Source organism: Methylobacterium sp., from assembly GCF_028290105.1.
GTDB lineage: Bacteria > Pseudomonadota > Alphaproteobacteria > Rhizobiales > Beijerinckiaceae > Methylobacterium.
In genome coordinates, this window is sequence record NZ_JAQGKL010000088.1 from 12,177 (window position 1) to 29,953 (window position 17,777).

Annotated in this window: 19 protein-coding genes; 11 read left to right on the forward strand and 8 right to left on the reverse strand. The window is 68.0% G+C overall.

The window, feature by feature from the left end:
• The first annotated feature begins 34 nt into the window (after positions 1-34).
• The gene (locus tag JWQ05_RS07010) at positions 35-844 is read left to right on the forward strand and encodes a DUF937 domain-containing protein (RefSeq protein WP_299656641.1); all 810 of its coding nucleotides are present in this window, start codon (positions 35-37) and stop codon (positions 842-844) included.
• Between the two features lie 27 nt (positions 845-871).
• Here the strand turns inward: JWQ05_RS07010 and JWQ05_RS07015 are convergent, their stop codons facing one another.
• Together JWQ05_RS07015 and JWQ05_RS07020 are read right to left on the reverse strand one after the other, a co-directional pair.
• A complete protein-coding gene (locus tag JWQ05_RS07015) occupies positions 872-1,105 on the reverse strand; it encodes a Flp family type IVb pilin (protein ID WP_366944565.1) in 234 nt (77 codons plus the stop codon).
• A 192-nt stretch (positions 1,106-1,297) separates the two neighbouring features.
• On the reverse strand, positions 1,298-1,543 hold the full coding sequence (locus JWQ05_RS07020) for a DUF3072 domain-containing protein (RefSeq protein ID WP_299656644.1): 246 nt from the start codon (positions 1,541-1,543) through the stop codon (positions 1,298-1,300).
• Positions 1,544-1,810: 267 nt separating this feature from the next.
• On the opposite strand from JWQ05_RS07020, the gene JWQ05_RS07025 reads away from it, so the two are divergent.
• The 4 genes from JWQ05_RS07025 (at position 1,811) to JWQ05_RS07040 (ending at position 4,753) form a co-directional block, all read left to right on the forward strand.
• Positions 1,811-2,293 carry a MarR family transcriptional regulator gene (locus JWQ05_RS07025; protein ID WP_299656749.1) on the forward strand — a complete coding sequence of 161 codons (483 nt, stop codon included), beginning with the start codon at positions 1,811-1,813 and terminating at the stop codon, positions 2,291-2,293.
• Positions 2,293-3,018 carry a response regulator gene (locus JWQ05_RS07030; RefSeq protein ID WP_299656647.1) on the forward strand — a complete coding sequence of 242 codons (726 nt, stop codon included), beginning with the start codon at positions 2,293-2,295 and terminating at the stop codon, positions 3,016-3,018. Before JWQ05_RS07025 ends, JWQ05_RS07030 begins: the two co-directional genes overlap by 1 nt.
• Before the next feature lie 38 nt (positions 3,019-3,056).
• On the forward strand, positions 3,057-4,415 hold the full coding sequence (locus JWQ05_RS07035) for an ATP-binding protein (RefSeq protein ID WP_299656650.1): 1,359 nt from the start codon (positions 3,057-3,059) through the stop codon (positions 4,413-4,415).
• 125 nt (positions 4,416-4,540) lie between these two features.
• On the forward strand, positions 4,541-4,753 hold the full coding sequence (locus JWQ05_RS07040; RefSeq protein WP_299656653.1) for a hypothetical protein: 213 nt from the start codon (positions 4,541-4,543) through the stop codon (positions 4,751-4,753).
• 71 nt (positions 4,754-4,824) lie between these two features.
• On the opposite strand, the gene JWQ05_RS07045 is transcribed toward JWQ05_RS07040, so the two are convergent.
• Positions 4,825-7,965, reverse strand: coding sequence for an efflux RND transporter permease subunit (locus JWQ05_RS07045; protein ID WP_299656656.1), 3,141 nt, complete (start codon positions 7,963-7,965; stop codon positions 4,825-4,827).
• Positions 7,966-7,977: 12 nt separating this feature from the next.
• Positions 7,978-9,198, reverse strand: coding sequence for an efflux RND transporter periplasmic adaptor subunit (locus JWQ05_RS07050; protein ID WP_299656659.1), 1,221 nt, complete (start codon positions 9,196-9,198; stop codon positions 7,978-7,980).
• On the opposite strand from JWQ05_RS07050, the gene JWQ05_RS07055 reads away from it, so the two are divergent.
• Together JWQ05_RS07055 and JWQ05_RS07060 are read left to right on the forward strand one after the other, a co-directional pair.
• Positions 9,197-9,358, forward strand: coding sequence for a hypothetical protein (locus tag JWQ05_RS07055; protein ID WP_299656664.1), 162 nt, complete (start codon positions 9,197-9,199; stop codon positions 9,356-9,358). The two genes, JWQ05_RS07050 and JWQ05_RS07055, sit on opposite strands and share 2 nt — an antisense overlap.
• A 62-nt stretch (positions 9,359-9,420) precedes the next feature.
• A complete protein-coding gene (locus JWQ05_RS07060; protein WP_299656755.1) occupies positions 9,421-9,570 on the forward strand; it encodes a hypothetical protein in 150 nt (49 codons plus the stop codon).
• 92 nt (positions 9,571-9,662) lie between these two features.
• Here the strand turns inward: JWQ05_RS07060 and JWQ05_RS07065 are convergent, their stop codons facing one another.
• Together JWQ05_RS07065 and JWQ05_RS07070 are read right to left on the reverse strand one after the other, a co-directional pair.
• Positions 9,663-10,610 carry a GDP-L-fucose synthase gene (locus JWQ05_RS07065; RefSeq protein ID WP_299656667.1) on the reverse strand — a complete coding sequence of 316 codons (948 nt, stop codon included), beginning with the start codon at positions 10,608-10,610 and terminating at the stop codon, positions 9,663-9,665.
• A 349-nt stretch (positions 10,611-10,959) separates the two neighbouring features.
• Positions 10,960-11,733, reverse strand: a complete 774-nt coding sequence (locus JWQ05_RS07070; protein ID WP_299656670.1) for a Crp/Fnr family transcriptional regulator — start codon at positions 11,731-11,733, stop codon at positions 10,960-10,962.
• A 446-nt stretch (positions 11,734-12,179) separates the two neighbouring features.
• Between JWQ05_RS07070 and JWQ05_RS07075 the strand changes: the two genes are divergently transcribed.
• Both JWQ05_RS07075 and JWQ05_RS07080 read left to right on the forward strand, forming a co-directional pair.
• Positions 12,180-12,890: a Crp/Fnr family transcriptional regulator gene (locus JWQ05_RS07075; RefSeq protein ID WP_299656673.1), complete on the forward strand. Its 711-nt coding sequence runs from the start codon at positions 12,180-12,182 to the stop codon at positions 12,888-12,890.
• 488 nt (positions 12,891-13,378) lie between these two features.
• The gene (locus JWQ05_RS07080) at positions 13,379-14,086 is read left to right on the forward strand and encodes a sigma-70 family RNA polymerase sigma factor (protein ID WP_299656676.1); all 708 of its coding nucleotides are present in this window, start codon (positions 13,379-13,381) and stop codon (positions 14,084-14,086) included.
• An 8-nt stretch (positions 14,087-14,094) separates the two neighbouring features.
• Here the strand turns inward: JWQ05_RS07080 and mgtE are convergent, their stop codons facing one another.
• Entirely contained in the window at positions 14,095-15,465 is a 1,371-nt protein-coding gene (mgtE, locus tag JWQ05_RS07085; protein WP_299656679.1) for a magnesium transporter, read from the reverse strand.
• A 515-nt stretch (positions 15,466-15,980) separates the two neighbouring features.
• Here mgtE and pqqA (JWQ05_RS07090) point away from each other — a divergent pair.
• Both pqqA (JWQ05_RS07090) and pqqA (JWQ05_RS07095) read left to right on the forward strand, forming a co-directional pair.
• Positions 15,981-16,070 (forward strand): pyrroloquinoline quinone precursor peptide PqqA, encoded by a 90-nt coding sequence (pqqA, locus tag JWQ05_RS07090; RefSeq protein ID WP_109951178.1) that lies wholly within the window; start codon positions 15,981-15,983, stop codon positions 16,068-16,070.
• A gap of 82 nt (positions 16,071-16,152) precedes the next feature.
• A complete protein-coding gene (gene pqqA, locus JWQ05_RS07095) occupies positions 16,153-16,242 on the forward strand; it encodes a pyrroloquinoline quinone precursor peptide PqqA (RefSeq protein WP_299656695.1) in 90 nt (29 codons plus the stop codon).
• Between the two features lie 84 nt (positions 16,243-16,326).
• Here pqqA (JWQ05_RS07095) and dinB read toward each other — a convergent pair whose 3' ends face one another.
• A complete protein-coding gene (gene dinB / locus JWQ05_RS07100) occupies positions 16,327-17,415 on the reverse strand; it encodes a DNA polymerase IV (RefSeq protein ID WP_299656697.1) in 1,089 nt (362 codons plus the stop codon).
• Positions 17,416-17,777 lie beyond the last annotated feature (362 nt).

Here is a 17,777-nt window from a genome sequence, read left to right on the forward strand (position 1 = left end):
GGGCATGCCGCCGTTTGTCCGTGAGGCCGCCGCCATGTTCAACCTCTTCGACATCCTTCAGGCGCAGGCGGGCCCCAACGTCCAGGGCCTCGGCCCACAATTCGGGCTGACGCAGGACCAGGGCCTGCGTGCGATGCAGGCCCTCCTGCCGGCCCTGACCATGGGCCTGCAACGCAATGCGGCCCACGATCCCACCGGCTTTGCCCACCTGTTCAGCCTCGTCGGCCCGAACCCCGCCGCTTCGCCGCCGCCGTCGCCCCAGATGGACATGCTGGTCAAGCAGCTCTTCGGTTCGACGCATCTGAGCCAAGCGGTGCTGCAACAGGCCGCCACGGTCAGCGGCGTCGCGACACCCGCCCTGAAGCAGATGCTGCCGATGATGGCCGGCATGGTCGTGGCGGGAATCGTCCACGTCATGATCAACCAGAATCCACCTCCGGCGCCGGCGCCTCAGAGCGCGCCCTCGCCCTTCGGGTTTCCGCCCAACGCCTGGTCGGAGATGATGGAGACGTTCCTGCGGTCAGGCGGAAACACGCGGCCTACCGCTCCAAACGCACCGCCGGTCCGGAAGGCCCCTGCCCCGCCCCGTCTGACCGTGGCTCCGAGGCCGGGGCCGGCCAATCAGGACACGGCCGGGAGCGATGCGCCATTCGACGTGATGCAGCAGATGTTCCAGACCGGACTGGAAGTGCATCAGGAGAATGCCCGCGCGATGCAGCGGCTGTTCGATACGTTCTGGCAGGGATCCTGGGAGCCAGGCAGCGCCGAAGCGAGCGGATCGACGACGCCGGGCGCGACCGGCACCCTCGACCCGAAAGCCGGTTCAAGCCGGGGGAGACGCTAACGCTCGCGGGCGCGCCTGAGACAGGATTCAGGAAGATTTCGTGATACTATTGCCAATGTACTGATACATCGCAGTCATCCGGTCAGCGTATGTATGCAGGGCGCCAACGACCGCCAGAAACGTCAGGCCCGCGATGAGCCCATACTCCACGACGGTTGCGCCGCGGGTATCGCTCAAGAAACGCAACGCGAGCGCGCAGGGACCAATCTTGGTGCCGGCTTTCCGACGACGTCTGGAGACCATCGATTCCAGTCTGGTCATGGTTGCCGGTCGTCTTTCGTCGCGTTCAATCGACGGCAAGACTAAAGAGGCTTCCTTGCGGATGACTTAAACGACTCGTGGAATGTCGGGTGGTCCACATGCGCGATTCCCAGGTCGCGGATCTCGCGAGCCTTCTCGAAGATCGACCGGGTCGTCTCGGACATGCTGCCGAGAGACCCGGCCGACGTCTCCTCAGGCCTTGCCGGATTCCTTGCGCAAGGCATCGATCCGCTGCGAGGCCTCAGCCTTGTCGAGGTCCGGATCGAACGCTTCGGGTGACTTCGTCTCTTCCGACAGGGTCTTGAGGTAGGAAGCCTGTGCCCCCGTCATGGGCTCACCGCCAGTGGTCCACTGGCTCGGATCCTTGATCTGGTTGGAGGTGTCCTTGGGGTCGGTCTTCGGATTGGCCTCGGCCTCGGCCTGCTGGGTCTTCGCCATGTCGCGTCCCTCGTGTTCCTGAAATGTTCTGGAAAACGTCGGGGTCGCGGATGTGTTCCGAACGGTGGGAGAAGGAGGCGGGCGATCCCCGTGGCAGGGTGTCTCAGGGCGATTCGGCGGGCGGCGACGCATCGCCTTCGCCCAAACGGCGCGCGACGGCTTGACGGGCCCATGTACGGCTGGAACATGTCAACAGCACTGACATAAATTCAGGCCGCCCCCGACGTGACAGCCCGTGCGACGCATGATGTCGATCCCGACGAGCCGATGCCGGCCGGCGAATCCGGCGACGATCTCATCGAGCTTCTGTTCTTCGCCTATCGGGATTTCGTCGGTGACCCCGACAGAATCCTGGCCCAGTACGGCTTCGGTCGGGCGCATCACCGTGTCCTGCACTTCGTCGACCGTTACCCGGGCCTCACGATCGCCGAACTCCTGGATATCCTGCGCATCACCAAGCAGAGTCTGAACCGGGTGCTCAAGGATTTGATCGGGCAGGATTACATCACCCAGAAGACCGGCACGAGCGACCGGCGCCAGCGCCTGCTGTTCTGCACGTCCGCCGGGACGGCCCTGGCGGGCGACCTCATCCGGGTTCAGAGCCGCCGGGTGGCGCGGGCGCTCGCCAACCTGGAGGCCGGGCGGGCGATGCCGCCCTCCGCCGAGAGCTTCCTGTTCGGGATGATCGAACCCGAGGAGCGCGCGGCCGTGCGCCGCCTGATGGCGCGCCGCGTCCGAAGCGCCGCCTGATGGCGGCGGCGATCACCCGGGCGGGGACCGAGCTTCCCGATCACGCGCCCCACGTCCTCGTGGTGGACGACGACCGCCGCGTGCGCGAATTGCTGGCCCGCTTCCTGTTCGAGCAGGGCTTTCGCGTCACCTCCGCGGGCAACGTGCCGGAGGCCCGCACAAAGGCGCAGTGCTTCGTGTTCGACGCCCTGGTCCTCGACGTGATGATGCCGGGCGAGAGCGGCTTCGATTACGCCCGGGAGGTGCGCAAGTCCTCGCGGGTGCCGATCCTGATGCTCACCGCCCGTTCGAACCCCAACGACCGGGTGATGGGCCTGGAGATCGGTGCCGACGATTACCTGCCCAAGCCCTTCGAGCCGCGCGAACTCATCCTGCGCCTGTCGAACATCATCAAGCGGCGCAGCGAGGGCGGGGACGGCCGGGCCGTGGGCCACGACACCGTCACCTTCGGGCCCTTCTCCTACCGGATCGACCGGGGCGAGCTACGCCGCGAGGACGAGATCATCCGCATCACCGAGCGCGAGCGCGAGATCCTGACGATCCTGGCCCAGGCCGCGGGCGCCAATGTCGAGCGCGAGGCGCTCGCCGGCGGCGGCGGCCTCGCGGCCGAGCGCAGCATCGACGTGCAGATCAATCGCCTGCGCCGCAAGACCGAGGTCGACCCGGCCAATCCCCTGTTCCTGCAGACGGTGCGGGGCGTCGGTTACCGCCTCGCGGTCGACTGAAGGTTATGGCCGCCACCGGCCTCCTTCGGCGGACGGCGATGCGCCTCGCGGCCCTCCCCCGTCCGGCGCGCATCTGGCGCGTGGTCAGCCGCGCGGTCGGCGACGTGCTGCCCAAGGGCCTCTATGCCCGCTCGCTGATCATCATCATCGCCCCGGTGGTGCTGCTGCAGTCGGTGATCGCCTACACCTTCATGGAGCGCCACTGGCAACTCGTGACGCGCCGCCTCTCGGCCGCCGTCACGGCGGACGTCGCCGCGCTGATCGACATCTACGAGAGCTATCCCCAGGACAAGGATTCGGAGACCCTCACGCGGATCGCCAACGACCGGCTCAACCTCGACGTCGACATCCTGAAGGGCGCCAAGCTCCCCCCCGCCGGGCCGAGGCCGTTCTTCTCGATCCTCGACGAAGCGCTCTCCGACGAGATCCGGCGCCAGATCCACCGGCCCTACTGGATCGACACGGTGGGCCGTTCCAGCCTGATCGAAATCCGCGTCTCGATCCCCGACGGGGTGATGCGCGTCACCGCCCGGCGCAGCATGGCCTACGCCTCGAACTCGCACATCTTCCTGCTCTGGATGAGCGGATCCTCCCTGGTGCTGCTCGGCGTCGCGATCCTGTTCCTGCGCAACCAGATCAAGCCGATCCTGCGCCTCGCCGCCGTGGCCGAGAGCTTCGGCAAGGGCCGCGAGATCGAGTTCCGCCCGCGCGGGGCCCGCGAGGTCCGGCAGGCCGGCCACGCCTTCATCGAGATGAAGCGGCGCATCGAGCGGGCGATGGAGCAGCGCACGACGATGCTCAACGGCGTCAGCCACGACCTGCGCACCATCATCACGCGCTTCAAGCTCTCGCTGGCCCTCGTCGAGCAGACGCCGGAGGTGGAGGACCTCCAGCGCGACGTCGACGAGATGAGCCGGATGCTGGAAGCGTATCTCGCCTTCGCGCGCGGCGATTCGGGCGAGGTGGCGGTGCCCACCGACATGCGCGCCCTGCTGGAGGACCTGCGCACCGACGTCGAGCGCCTCGGCGCCCACGTGGAGGCCGTGGAGATGGAGGACCATCCGCACGTGACCCTGCGGCCCGACGCCATCCGGCGCTGCCTGTTCAACCTCGCGGCCAACGCCGCGCGCTACGGCGAGACCGTCGCCATCGTGGGGCGCCGCGAGGCCCGCGCCTTCCTGGTCTCCATCGACGACGACGGGCCGGGCATCGCCCCCGACCAGCGCGAGGAAGTGTTCAAGCCTTTCGTGCGCCTCGACGACGCGCGCCAGGATGCCGGCGGCTCCGGCCTCGGCCTCTCCATCGCCCGCGACATCGCTCGGGCGCATGGCGGCGACGTCAGCCTGCACGACAGCCCCCTCGGGGGCCTGCGCGCCACGGTGCGGATTCCGGCCTGAGCCGGATCCCTGACCGGACGGACCTTTGATCGCATCGAAGCTTGGGCGGACGATCTTGGCGCGGCCTGCGCCGCGATGCTATGAGGGCCGCAGTGAACGCCATACGGTCCGGACTGCCGGGTCCGATGAAGAGGTCGAACCCGATGAAGAACCCGCTGACCCCGCTCCTGATCCTGCTGCTCCTGCCGATCACCGCCATCGGCTTGGTGCTCTACACCGATGCGGGGATCGAGCCGGCCCTGTTCTACGCCACCGTGAAGACCTTCGTGGTGCTCTTCATCGTCGCTGGCGGCCTCTGCTTCGCCGCGAGCCGCCTCGCCGACCGCGCCGAGGGCTGAACGCTCCTTCACCGGCCCGCCATCGAAAAAGCCCGGACCTCACGGTCCGGGCTTTTTCGTTTTCGGCCGTTCTATTCGGCGGCCACGCGGGGCGAGAACGGCTTCGGATCGTTGGCGGAGCGCGGCTGGGGCAGCGCGAACTCGCCTTCCGTCGGCTCGTCCACGGCGCCGATGAAGCGGCCGAAGACCCGCACGAACAGCCGCGAGAGATCGTCCACCAGGACGAAGATCGCCGGCACGAAGATCAGCGACAGGCCGGTGGAGACGATGAGGCCGCCGATCACCGCGATGGCCATGGGCGCGCGAAACTCGCCGCCGATGCCGAGCGCCATGGCGGATGGCACCATGCCGGCCGCCATGGCGATGGTGGTCATCACGATGGGCCGGGCGCGCTTGCGGCCCGCATCGATGATCGCCGTGGCGCGGTCGACCCCGCGCGCCATCTCCTCGACGGCGAAGTCGACCAGCATGATGGCGTTCTTCGTGACAACGCCCATCAGCATCAGGATGCCGATGACGACGGGCATCGAGATCGGCTTGTTGAAGATCAGCAGCCCCAGGATCGCGCCGCCGATGGAAAGCGGCAGCGAGAACAGGATGGTGAGCGGCTGCAGGAAGTTGCCGAACAGCAGCACCAGGACGCCGAACACCATCATCAGGCCGGCGCCCATGGCGAGGGCGAAGCCCTCGAAGACCTCGCCCATCACCTCGGCGTCGCCGGTCTGGCGGATGGTGACGCCGGGGGGCAGATCCTTGGCGGTGGGGAGCGCCAGCACCGCCGCGATGAGGGAGCCGAGCGCATCCGAGCCCTCCATGTCGGCTTCCAGCGCCACGCGGATGGCGCGGTCGTAGCGGTCGATGGCGGTCGGTCCGCGCCCGAGGCTGAGATCGGCCACGGTGGAGAGCGGCACCGCGGCCCCGCCCTTGACCGGGACCTTCAGGGTTTCCAGCTGCGAGAGGTCGCCGCGCAGGCGCTCCGGCAACTGGACGCGGATCGGCACCTGCCGGTCGATGGTGTTGAATTTGGCCAGGTTCGCGCCGATGTCGCCGATGGTGCCCACCCGCACGGTTTCGGCGATGAGGTCGGTGGAGACCCCGAGATCGGCCGCAACCCCGGCCTTCGGGCGGATGCGGATCTCGGTTCGGTCGAGGGGCGCCGTCGAGAGCACGTTGACGAGGTGCGGCACGCCCGCCGCCTCGCGCTGGAGCTTGGCCGCCGTGTCCGCCACCACCGTCTTGTCGGGGCCCGAGACGATCAGGGTGACATCGCGCTGTCCGCCCTCGCGCAGCGCCCAGAACCGGATGTCGGGCACCTCGTGCAGGATGGACCGGATCGCGATGTCGACCTGCTTCTGGGAGCGGTGGCGCGTGTTCTTCGGCGTCAGGTTTATGGTGAAGGTGGCCAGCCGCACCTCCTTCTTTCCGGGCAGCTGGCGGCCGCCGTCGACGAAGACGCTGCGGACCTCCGGCAGGGTGCGGATGCGCTCCACGAGGCCGTCGCTGACCTCGGTGGTGTCGGCGAGCCGGGCGCCAGGCGGCAGCTCGACCACGAAGATGGTCCGCGCCGCGTCCTCCGCCGGCAGGAAGCCCGCCGGCAGCAATCCGGTGGACATGATCGACCCGGCAAAGCAGGCCAGCCCCAGCACCAGCGTGATGAACTTGTGGCGCACCGACCAGGCCACCACGCGGGTATAGCCCCGCATGATCGCCCCGTCCCGCGTGAGGTCGGGGCCGTGGTCGCGCAGGAAATAGGCGGCCAGCAGCGGCGTGATCAGCCGCGCCACCAGCAGCGACATGAACACGGCCGCCGCGATGGTGAGCCCGAACTGCTTGAAGTACTGCCCGGCGATGCCGCTCATGAAGGAGACGGGGGCGAAGATCGCCATGATCGTCGCCGTGATGGCGATGACCGCGAGGCCGATCTCGTCGGCGGCCTCCAGGGCGGCGCGGTAGGGCGACTTGCCCATGCGCATGTGCCGGACGATGTTCTCGATCTCCACGATGGCGTCGTCGACGAGGATGCCGGTGACCAGCGTGATGGCGAGGAGGCTGACGGCGTTCAGCGAGAAGCCGAGGCTGCTCATGACCCAGAAGGTCGGCAGCACCGAGAGCGGCAGGGCGATGGAGGCGATGAGCGTCGCGCGCCAGTCCCGCAGGAACAGGAACACCACGATGACGGCGAGCGCCGCCCCCTCGACGAGGCTCAGCATCGCCGAGTGGTAGTTGCCCACCGTGTTGGTGACCGAGGTGTCGATCAGGTCGAAGCGCACCCCCGGATACCGGGTGCTCAGTTCGGCGATGCGCTTGGCGACGCCGACCGCCACCTCGGCGTCGCTGGCGCCGGTCGAGCGCGAGATCGCGAAGGCCACCACGGGTTCGCCGTTGAAGCGCGCGAAGGTGCGCGGCTCCTCCGAGCCGTCGACCAGCGTCGCGAGCTCGTCGAGGCGGACCTTGCGGCCGCCCGGCACGATGATCGAGGTCTCCGCCAGCGTCTCGAGGCTCGCGGCGCCCGCGAGCGTCCGGATGGATTGCTCCTGGCCGCCGAGTTCGCCGCGCCCGCCCGCCATGTCGGCGGCGGTGAGGCGGAGCTGCCGGTTGACGTCGGCGGCCGTGATGCCGAGGGCCAGCAGACGGTCGGGCTTCAGGGTCACGCGGACCTCGCGGGCGACGCCGCCGAGGCGCTCGACGCCGCCGACGCCCTTCACGCTCTGCACCTGCCGGGCGATGACGTCGTCGATGAGCCAGGACAGGTCCTCGGGCGTCATCGCGGGCGCCGACGCGCCGTAGATCATGATCGGCAGGCCGGCGATCTCGACCCGGTTGATGATCGGCTCCTCGATGGTGCGCGGCAGGTTCACCCGCACCTTCGAGATCGCGTCCTTGACGTCGTTGACCGCTCGGTCGCTGTTCACCTCCAGGCGGAACTCGATGGTCGTGCTGGAGACGCCCTCCGAGATCGTCGAGATGACGTGCTTGACGCCCTTCACGCCGGCGACCGCGTCCTCGACCACCTTGGTGACCTGGGTCTGCAGCTCGGAGGGCGCGGCACCCGATTGCAGCACCTGTACGGAGACGATCGGGATGTCGATGTTGGGAAAGCGCGTGATCGGCAGCGCCCGGAAGCTGACGAGCCCGAGCACCGCCAGGACCAGGAAGAGCACGAGGGAGGGGATCGGCTTGCGGATCGCCCAGGCCGAGATGTTCAGGCGCATGGAAGGATCCGATCAGCGAGCGGCGGCATCGGCGGCCTTTCGGGGCTGGGCGACCGCCCGGACCCTGTCCCCGTCGCGCAGGAAGCTGCTGGCGCGGGCGACCACCGCTTCCCCGGCGGCGAGCCCGGAGCGGATCTCCATGGACCCCTCGGCCGAGAGGCCCGGCACGACGTTGCGTGCCTCCACGCGGTCGTCGGCGACGACGAAGACGCTCGCGCCGCCATCCGCCCCGTAGAGCACGGCGGAGAGGGGTACCGCGACGCTCATGCGCCGCGCGACCTCGACCTTGCCGCGCGCGAAGGCGCCGATCCTCAGGCTCGGATCGGGATCGAGGCTGATCCGCACCCGTCCGAGGCGGGTGGTCCGGTCGATCTCGGGGTCGATGCGGCGCACGCGGCCCTTCAAAGTGCGGCCCTCGTCCCAGTCGAGGCGGACGGGGTCGCCGACATGCAGGCGCGGCATCCAGGTCTCGGGTATCTCTCCCTCGAGTTCGATCTCACCGCGCGCGATCATGCGGAACATCGGCTCGCCGGAGGCGCTGGCCGTGGCGCCGACCCGGGCGGTGCGGCGGCTGACGATGCCGGCCTCCGGGGCCCGGATCTCGGCCCGCGCGCGCCTGAGGGCGATTTCGGAGCCCTGCGCCCGCGCGGTGGCGAGATCGGCCTCGGCCAGCTGCAGGCCGCCGCGCGCCGCGGCGAGGCGGCCCTCGTTTCCCTGCGCGGTGGAGACGCGCTGCTCCAGCGTCACCGCCGTGGCGTTGCCGGTGCGGATCAGGCTGCGGGTGCGCTCCAGGGCGAGGTTCGCCTCGACCTGCGTCGCCTCGGCCTGCACGATCTGGCTGCGCGCCTGGATGATCGCCGCCTGGGCCTTGGCGATGGCGGCGGCATTGGCCGCCTCCTGCGTGACGATCATTTCCAGGGACAGGCGCGCCAGGGGCTGGCCGCGGCTGACCTGGGCGCCCTCCTCCACCAGGAGTTCGGCGATGCGGGTGCCCTCGATTTCGGGCGCGACCAGGATCTCGTCCCGGGCCACCAGGGTTCCGGTGACGACCGCCTGCTCCACGACCTCACGCCGTGCCGCCTCGGCCACCGTGACGGCGGGTGCCACCGTCGCCGGATCGGGGATCGCTGAGGTTTCCGCTGCCCAGGCCGCCGGCACGGCGGCAACGCCGGCCCAGGCAAGGCTTGCGCCGAGGGCGGTGAGACCGGCACGGAGCGAAGAAAGGGGACGCATGGAATTTCGCTTCTCGGCAGTGGAGATCCGTTCGCTGCGGGACGAGACCGGCGTTTTCATGGCGCGGCGCGCCTGTGCCGCGGAAAACGTCCGCCGATCCGCCGCGCGCGGGCGCGCGATGGACGCGCGAGGCGGAACCATCACGGTGGCGACCCGTTGAAGAAGTCATAACCAATTTTCGAGCCGAGGTAACGAAGCATGGGCATCTTCGAGATCCGTCAGATGACAAACGGTGCCGTCCTATGGACCGGCGGCGCCCTCGACGAGACGTCGGCCCTCGACGCCATGGCGCGCGAAGCCGGCTATGTCGACTTCGCCTCCCTGCCCGACGACATCCGCGCCGCCGGCCCCGAGGCACACTCGATCGGCTGAGTCTTTCTCTTCGTCTTCACCGGCGATGATCAAAGAACGTGAAAGCCCTCGTCCCCGGATCGGAGACGAGGGCTTTTCTCGTCGTGCGCCCGTCAGGCGTCGGGATGGTTCTCCACAAACCAGCCATAAGCCTCCGCGATGCCCGTGCGCAGTCCGATCTTGGCGTCCCATCCGAGGTCGTGCAGGCGGGTGGTGTCGAGGAGCTTGCGCGGCGTCCCGTCGGGCTTCGCAGTGTCGAAGGTCAGGTCGCCCGACCATGCCAGGACATCCGCGATGGTCTCGGCCAGGGCGCGGATGCTGAGTTCCTGCCCGGAGCCGACATTGATCGGGCCGTCGCTGGAATAGGTCTTCATGAGGAAGACGCAGGCGTCGGCGAGATCGTCCACGTGCAGGAATTCGCGCAAGGGCGTGCCGGTGCCCCACAGGGTGACGGCGCCGGCTCCGTCGCGCTTGGCCTCGTGGATCTTGCGTAGCAGCGCCGGAAGGACATGGCTCCCCTGAAGGTCGTAATTGTCCCCCGGGCCATAGAGGTTGGTGGGCATGGCGGAGATGAAGTCCGCTCCGTGCTGCCGGCGATAGGCCTGGCACAGCTTCACGCCGGCGATCTTGGCGATGGCGTACCACTCGTTGGTGGGCTCCAACGGACCGGTGAGCAGGCAATCCTCCTGCAGCGGTTGCGGGGCGAGCCGCGGATAAATGCAGGACGAGCCGAGGAACAACAGTTTCTCGACGCCGACCGTCTGGGCGGCCTGGATCAGGTTCGCCTCGATCATGAGGTTGTCGTAGAGGAAATCGGCCGGATAACGGTCGTTGGCCGCAATGCCGCCGACCTTCGCGGCGGCCAGGAAGACCGCCTGTGGCTTCTCCGCCGCCATCCAGCGCTCGACATCGGCCTGGCGCCGAAGGTCGACGTCGGCCCGAGTGGGGGTGAGGACCGTGCACGCCTCGGAAGCGAGCCGGCGCACCAGGGCCGAGCCCACCATGCCGCGATGGCCCGCCACGTAGACGCGCTTGCCAGACAAATCGTAAACGCCGGTCATCCCCGAGCCTCTTCCCCAATCCCCGCGCCACGCGGTGGCACCTCCCTCCGGAGCGACACCGCCGGAATTCGCATTCCGGTGTCTCGCTTGGATGGGGATGCGCGGACACCCGGGAGGGAACCGGAATCCGCGCGACCTGTACAGGTCGGATCGGGGCCGCAACCCGCAACGCGTCCGCGATCAGTCGCTCATATTGCGGCGCATGATGAATCCTCGGGGTCGAACGGCGGCTGTCGCAGTGCCGCGCGCTCCGCCGATGGCACAGGTTCGTGCAGGCCATCGATCCGGAACGGCACAGGTTCGGACAGAGACGCTGGCCGGGACCCCGGCGCTCCCGGGCCCATCGTCTCTACGCGCCGAGGGACAGGTACCCGGCCTCGAACTCGCCGAGCGCCTGCAGGCCCGGAAGGTCGCGGATCATCAGGCTGCGCGAGCGGAGCTCGATCAGGCCCTGCCGCTTCAATTCCTGAAGGGTCCGGTTGACGTGGACCGTCGAGAGCCCGGTGGTGTCGGCAAGGTCCAGTTGCGACACCGGAAGCTCGTAGCTGTCGCCCCGCGCCAGGCCGATGGCGCGAAAGCGCATCAGCAATTCGCAGAACAGGTGGGCGATGCGCTGAATGGCGGACCGGGAGCCGACATTCACCAGCCACTCGCGCAACGTGGCGTCGTCGACGAGCGTCGCCATGCGCATGGCCCGGGTGATGGCTTTGGGATTCTCCGTCAGGCGGCGGATCGTTCCGAGGTCGAGGAGCGCGACGCGGCAGGCGGACAGCGTCGAGATGCCGTGGTCCATCTGGGGGCGGAGCGCGACGTCGAGATCGCAGAAATCACCGGGAATCAGGTAGGCGGTGATCTGGCGGGCACCGCAGGGCCGCAGCTTGAAGCGGCAGGCCATCCCTTCGAGGATCATGAACAGACCCTCCGGCACGTCGCCTTCGCGGACGAGATCGGTCCGGGCCGCGACCGGATAGGCGGCGTCCGAAATCTGCCGCAGCCAATCCCGGTCCTCGGCACCCAGTGTCCCGAACCGTTCGAGCTTACGGATCAGGGCGTTGGGAACGCTGTGCGCCTCGCGCGCCGCGAAGGAGGGGAAGGTGCGTCCCGGGCGCTGGTCCGTAATCATCGGAGCCCGCTCGGGACAGGTTGAGCCGGGGTGCGCTCGACGACGACGTCACCCTGCGGATTGACGATCATGACCCCTCGCCCCATCCCGTATCGACCGGAACCTCTTACCGCACCGGGTAGTATCCCACCGGATAAGCCGACAGGAGTAACCCGGTTTCTCGCATTTTGACTGACGAAAACTTGATCTCGTTCTAAACAAGCCGAGGCTCTTCTCATGAACCCACGTCGCGTTTAGAGCTTATAGATCCGAAGCGGGGAGCTTGAATACCGTTCGCAGGGTTTGGTGTGGTGCCCGACACTGTACGAATGTCGGCTACCCGACAGACGTTTTTGTGGGGTTGCGTTTGTCCTCTATCGTACGGATAGTCGGCGTTTCGCTTGTATATATTCCTGTGAACGAGCTGCGAAGAGACTATTTGTGCTCGCGCTCGAAGGGACAAGGCCGTGTCGCTGCTCGAGCAATCTGCCGTTCGCAACCGCTTGCTCAAGCGTCTTTCGCCAGGCGACTTCGGATTGCTTCAGCCTCACTTGCGGCCGCTCGCCACTGAACTGCGCCAGGGCTTGATTCAGCCGCACGTGCCGATCACGGAGCTGTTCTTTCCCGAAACCGGCTACGCCTCGATCACCACGGCCGGATCGGGAAAGGTCGAAATCGGGATCATCGGCTCCGAGGGCGTCGTGGGCGCGACCCCCATCCTGCTGGGGAGCGACCGGACGCCCTACGATCATTTCGTCCAGAGCGCGGGCGAGATGATTGCCATCACCGCGTCCGAACTGACGGCGGCGACGGAATCCAGCCCGACGTTACGCCGATTGCTGCTGCGCTTCGTCCAGACCCTGCTGATCCAGACGGCCCAGACCGCGTTTGCCAATGCGAGCTATAACATCGAGGTTCGCCTCGCGCGTTGGCTGCTGATGTGCCAGGACCGGATCCATGGTGACGAGCTCACCGTGACCCACGACTTCCTGTCGTTCATGCTGGGCGTGCAGCGCACGACCGTGACCCTGGCGCTCCAGATGCTGGAGGGTAACCGTCTCATCAAGGCCCGGCGCGGCCGGATCGCGGTGCTCGACCGGGCCGGATTGCTGGCCGTGGCGGGGGACAGCTACGGTATTCCGGAAGGCGAATACGCCCGGCTCATCGAAGGCGCCTGACGAAGCCTACCAGGAACCGCCGCGCTGCCGCAGGTCTGTGGATTGCGGGGATAACCTGCCTCGCGCCGGAACAGTCCTGTGCTTGACGACCTCACGATTTCGTGATCGCGACTGATCCGGTCGAACGTTCGTGTTGCCGGTGGCTGCGCGTCTGAACTCATCGCCGTCCGATCAGTTGACGAGACACGCATCATGCGTTCCTCCCGAGACTCGGCCCGCCCGGCACAGCGCCGCGGCGGGCTCTTTGTTGTGCGCGTCCAGGTTCTGCCGGCGTAAAAGACTTCGGTCCGTGTGCGTTATAGCCAAGTTTGGTACGAAACCGCGCAAATTCGGACCGGATTTCCTACCATTAACCTGTGTTGATGCAGGCGCGTTCTTAGTTTTGCACAACTCTAGGGCATTCCAGGGAGCGTGCCTTTGCCGCTTCCGCTCGCCTGAGAAGATACTGAATGACTTCGCAATCAGCATCTCACGCTCCGTCTCATGCCATGATCGACGGGGCGCCGCCGCTCCCGCCCGCGATCAGACGAACTCTCGGACGGCATCTGCGCGAGACCTACGCGTTTCTCGAGGAGGAGCGGCCCGACCGCTTCGCCGTCCTCCTCGCCCGCCTGGAAGCCGTGCTGGCGGCCCGCGGCGAGTCCCTCACGGCGGAGGTGCGCCAGGGTCTTCAGGACCATGCGCCGGGCTTGCGCAAATATGCGCTCTCGCTGACCCGCGACGCAGCCCGCGCCGACGACCTCGTGCAGGATACGATGCTGCGGGCCTGGATGTACCGCGAGAGCTTCACGCCCGGCACCAATGTCTGCGGCTGGCTCACCATCATCATGCGCAACACGTTCTATTCGGGCCAGCGCAAGCGCGTCCACGAGGTCGAGGACACCGATGGCAGCTACGCGGCGCAACTCGTCACCCTGCCGGCCCAGGGCGGCGTCCTCGACCTGGAAGACGTGAACGCCGCCATCGGCCGGCTGTCGAGCACCCTGCGCCAGGCGCTGACCCTCGTCGCTATCGACAACATGACCTACGACGAGGCCGCCACCGTGATGGGCTGCAAGATCGGGACGGTGAAGAGTCGGGTCTGGCGGGCCCGCGAGAGCTTGGCCGCCCTCGTCGGCTATTCCGCCGACGAGATCGGGCCGGACCGCCTCGCCAACTCGGTCCTGGGCGACGCCCGCCTGCGCTCCCGGGCCTGAGGCGGCCGCTACAGCAGCGTCCCGCGCAGGATCAGCATCGCCACCGAGAAGTAGATGACGAGGCCCGTGACGTCGACGAGGGTCGCGACGAAAGGCGCCGAGGCGGTGGCCGGATCGAAGCCGAGGCGCTGCAGCAGGAACGGCAGCATCGACCCGGTGAGCGACCCGAAGGTGACGATGCCGACGAGGGCCGCTCCGACGGTGGCGGCCACCAGCATCCAGTGCTCGCCGTAATCGTACAGCCCCGTCTTCTGCCAGACCACGATGCGCACGATCCCGATCGCGCCGAGGATCGTGCCGAGCACCAGCCCGGTGGGCAGTTCGCGGATCGCCACCCGCCACCAGTCGCGCAGGCGCACCTCGTGGAGCGCCAGCGCCCGGATCAGCAGCGAGGTCGCCTGGCTGCCCGAATTGCCCCCCGAACTCATGATCAGCGGGATGAACAGGGTCAGCACGATGGCCTTCTCGAGTTCGCCCTCGAAGCCCTGCATCGCGGTCGCCGTCATCATCTCGCCGAGGAACAGGGCGCAGAGCCAGCCGGCCCGCTTCCGGATCATCGTGCCGAAGCTGATATCCATGTAGGGCTCGGGCAGGGCCTCCATGCCGCCGAAGCGCTGCACGTCCTGCGTCTGCTTCTCGATCATGGCGTCGATCATGTCGTCCACGGTGACGATGCCGATGAGATGGCCGACCGCGTCGATGACGGGGAGCGCCAGGAGGTCGTATTTCGAGATCAGCCGGGCCGCCTCCTCGCGGCTCGCGGTCGGCGAGACGGCGAGCGGGCGCCGGCCCGGGGCCACCGAAAGCACGTTGTCCCCCGGATTGCCCGAGATCAGCCGACGCAGCGGCACCGCCTTGGTGAGCGCCCGGGTGCGCGGGTCGAGCACGAAGATCGCGTAGATCGTCTCGCGGGTCTTCTCGACCTGGCGGACGTGGTCGAGGGTCTGCTGAATCGTCCAGTTGCCCGGTACGGCGACGAATTCGGTGGTCATCAGCGAGCCGACACTCTCCTCCCCGTAGGCGCTGAGCCGGTCCACGGCCCCGCGTGTTTCCGCGTCGAGGCGCGCGCGCAGGTCCGAGCGACCGGGCTCCTCGATCTCGCGAAAGACGTCGGTGATGCGGTCCGCCGACATGCCCGACAGGAAGCTGGCGACGCGGTCGCGCGGCAGCATCTCGATGATGTCGGCGGCGCAGTCGAGTTCCGGCTGGTCGAGCACCTCGATCGCCCGCTCCTGCGGCAGCCCGAGCAGGATGGCGGCGGCGACCTCGGGGGCTTCCTCGTTCAGGGCCTCGACGATGTCGGGGGCCCGCTCGTCGGACAGGCGCGCGGCGAGGACGGCCGGATCGATGCCGGTCGGGAAGGGGGCGATCTCGTTCATGGGCTCACCTCGGCCTGGTGGCGCGATCCGGCCGTGTGCGAGCCGGTCCGGACCGGCCCCGGCCGGAGCCCAGGGGGCCTCAGCGTCGAAGGACGGGAGCGGAGACGGCCGCGAACGGCGCGGGCGATCGTTCGGGACTGTCGCTGGGCATGGGGTTCGTCGGTTGGGAGCCGGGACCGCGTGAGGGCAGGAACATGAGGGCATGAATCGGCCCGCACGCCGGCCCGGCGGCGCGTGAGTGCGCCTCGCGGCCCGCCCGCGTCAAGCCTGAAGCGCGGCTTCGGCGATGTGAAGCGCGGCCGGGCCGTCGACCCGGAAGCGGAGCGTGCCGGCGGAGCCCTTCCGAGTTCGAGCTCTCGGCACCATATGTCTGAAAAGACGCGGGTTTTCGGGCATGCCGCCTACGCCGGTCCCGCAGTCACCATGATCCTATGAGAAATATAAGTGTAGTGCCCACTTGTGTTGTGCCCAACACAACGGCATATCAGAGGCGTCGAGCACGAAGGAGTTCCCCCATGAAGTGGTCCGCCCCCATCGTTCAGGAAGTCTGCGTTGGCATGGAAGTCACCAGCTACGAGTCCGCTGAGATCGACACCTTCAACTGAAGGTATCGCCTGCGATTCGGGTCTTTGATGGCCCCGTGGGTATCCAGAGCGCATCCAAACCAATCAATTCAGGAGAGACGTCATGAAGTGGTCCGCCCCCATCGTTTCCGAGATCTGCGTCGGCATGGAAGTCACCAGCTACGAGTCCGCCGAGATCGATACCTTCAACTGAGGGTGATCGCAGGCCCCCTTCGCGGGGCTTGCCGATCCGAAGGGGCGTGGCCTGTGAGGGCGACGCCCCTTTCGTTTGGGCGTCTCAAAGCGCGAGGCCGAGTTGCCGGGGCTCGGGCACCGGTCCGTGCTCGAGGCCGGACAGCGAGACGCCGAGCAGACGCACGCTGCGCCGGAGCGGAAAGGTCTCGCGCAGGAGCGCCAGGACAATGCGTTCCAGGTCCATGCGGTCGCCCACGAAGCCCGTGAGCGAGCGGGCCCGGGTGATCTGCTCGAAATCCGCGAACTTCACCTTCAGGGTCACCGTCCTGGCACGGACCTCCTTGTGGGTCGCCGCCGTCCAGACCTTGTCGAGGATCGGGCCGAGGCGTCCGGCGAGCACGTCAAGATCCGACGAATCCTCCGAGAAGGTGTTCTCCGCGCCGATGGATTTGCGGACCCGGTTCACCCGCACCGGCCGCTCGTCGATGCCCCGCGCCACGCCGTAATAGTAGGGAGCCGAGGCGCCGAAGCGCGCCACGAGGGCGTCGAGGCTCAGGGCCCGCAGGTCGCGTCCGGTCAGGATCCCCATCGCCTTCATTCGCGCCTCGGTGACCGGCCCGACGCCGTGGAAGCGCCCGATCGGCAGGTCCGCCACGAAGGCCGGGCCCATCGCCGGCGTGATCACGAACAGGGCGTCGGGTTTGCGGAAGTCCGAGGCCACCTTGGCCAGGAACTTGTTGTAGGAGACCCCCGCCGAGGCGACGAGGTCGGTCTGCTCGCGGATCGCCGCCCGAATCGCCCGCGCGACCTCGGTCGCGGTGGCCAGGCCCTGGCGGTTGTGCGTCACGTCGAGATAGGCCTCGTCGAGGGCGACGGGCTCGATCAGGTCCGTGTGCTCGGCGAACACCGCTCGGATCTGCTCCGAGATCGCCCGGTAGATGTCGAAGCGGGGCTTCACGAAAACGAGGTCGGGGCAGAGCCGGCGCGCCGTCACCGAGGGCATGGCCGAGCGCACGCCGAACACCCGCGCCTCGTAGCTTGCCGCCGCGACCACGCCGCGCTCGCGCGAGCCGCCCACCGCCACCGGACGCCCCTTGAGCGCAGGGTCGTCGCGCTGCTCCACGGAGGCGTAGAACGCATCCATGTCGATGTGGATGATCTTTCGGAGCTGGCCGGCCTCGTCCGGGTCCATCGCGGATGGGTCTCCTCGCGCGATCTGTTCGTGGTCTGTTCGCACCATCCCGGTTCGGGCCCGGGAGGCAAGCCCATCGCCGCATTGATCCACCGCCGAACCGACGCGGTCTCGCGGAGGGGAACGTGTGCTTGGTCGCATCCGGTTTCGCCTCGAACCCGGTCGTACCTCTGTTGCACCGACTCGGGCAGCACGGTGGCACGAAGCCGAACCTTCGACCCGCCGCCATCTACATGCGCAAGCCTCTCCGCGAGGCGTGATCGGGCGGAGTGCCGCAGGTCCGCTGCCCATCATCACGAACACCCGACACCGGCACGAAGGCAAGATTTGCTCGACGGTCGTCTGGCCGACAGCGCCGGGGC

Bases quoted from the DNA above. Each gene is read 5' to 3' on its own strand.
- JWQ05_RS07015 (WP_366944565.1), bottom strand. From the start codon at position 1,105: ATGACCAGACTGGAATCGATGGTCTCCAGACGTCGTCGGAAAGCCGGC.
- dinB (WP_299656697.1), bottom strand. From the start codon at position 17,415: ATGGACCCGGACGAGGCCGGCCAGCTCCGAAAGATCATCCACATCGAC.
- JWQ05_RS07065 (WP_299656667.1), bottom strand. From the start codon at position 10,610: ATGACCGGCGTTTACGATTTGTCTGGCAAGCGCGTCTACGTGGCGGGC.
- mgtE (WP_299656679.1), bottom strand. From the start codon at position 15,465: ATGAACGAGATCGCCCCCTTCCCGACCGGCATCGATCCGGCCGTCCTC.
- JWQ05_RS07070 (WP_299656670.1), bottom strand. From the start codon at position 11,733: ATGATTACGGACCAGCGCCCGGGACGCACCTTCCCCTCCTTCGCGGCG.
- JWQ05_RS07010 (WP_299656641.1), top strand. From the start codon at position 35: ATGTTCAACCTCTTCGACATCCTTCAGGCGCAGGCGGGCCCCAACGTC.
- JWQ05_RS07080 (WP_299656676.1), top strand. From the start codon at position 13,379: ATGATCGACGGGGCGCCGCCGCTCCCGCCCGCGATCAGACGAACTCTC.
- JWQ05_RS07030 (WP_299656647.1), top strand. From the start codon at position 2,293: ATGGCGGCGGCGATCACCCGGGCGGGGACCGAGCTTCCCGATCACGCG.
- JWQ05_RS07020 (WP_299656644.1), bottom strand. From the start codon at position 1,543: ATGGCGAAGACCCAGCAGGCCGAGGCCGAGGCCAATCCGAAGACCGAC.
- JWQ05_RS07055 (WP_299656664.1), top strand. From the start codon at position 9,197: ATGGAATTTCGCTTCTCGGCAGTGGAGATCCGTTCGCTGCGGGACGAG.
- JWQ05_RS07025 (WP_299656749.1), top strand. From the start codon at position 1,811: ATGCCGGCCGGCGAATCCGGCGACGATCTCATCGAGCTTCTGTTCTTC.
- pqqA (WP_109951178.1), top strand. From the start codon at position 15,981: ATGAAGTGGTCCGCCCCCATCGTTCAGGAAGTCTGCGTTGGCATGGAA.
- JWQ05_RS07050 (WP_299656659.1), bottom strand. From the start codon at position 9,198: ATGCGTCCCCTTTCTTCGCTCCGTGCCGGTCTCACCGCCCTCGGCGCA.
- pqqA (WP_299656695.1), top strand. From the start codon at position 16,153: ATGAAGTGGTCCGCCCCCATCGTTTCCGAGATCTGCGTCGGCATGGAA.
- JWQ05_RS07035 (WP_299656650.1), top strand. From the start codon at position 3,057: ATGCGCCTCGCGGCCCTCCCCCGTCCGGCGCGCATCTGGCGCGTGGTC.
- JWQ05_RS07060 (WP_299656755.1), top strand. From the start codon at position 9,421: ATGACAAACGGTGCCGTCCTATGGACCGGCGGCGCCCTCGACGAGACG.
- JWQ05_RS07040 (WP_299656653.1), top strand. From the start codon at position 4,541: ATGAAGAGGTCGAACCCGATGAAGAACCCGCTGACCCCGCTCCTGATC.
- JWQ05_RS07045 (WP_299656656.1), bottom strand. From the start codon at position 7,965: ATGCGCCTGAACATCTCGGCCTGGGCGATCCGCAAGCCGATCCCCTCC.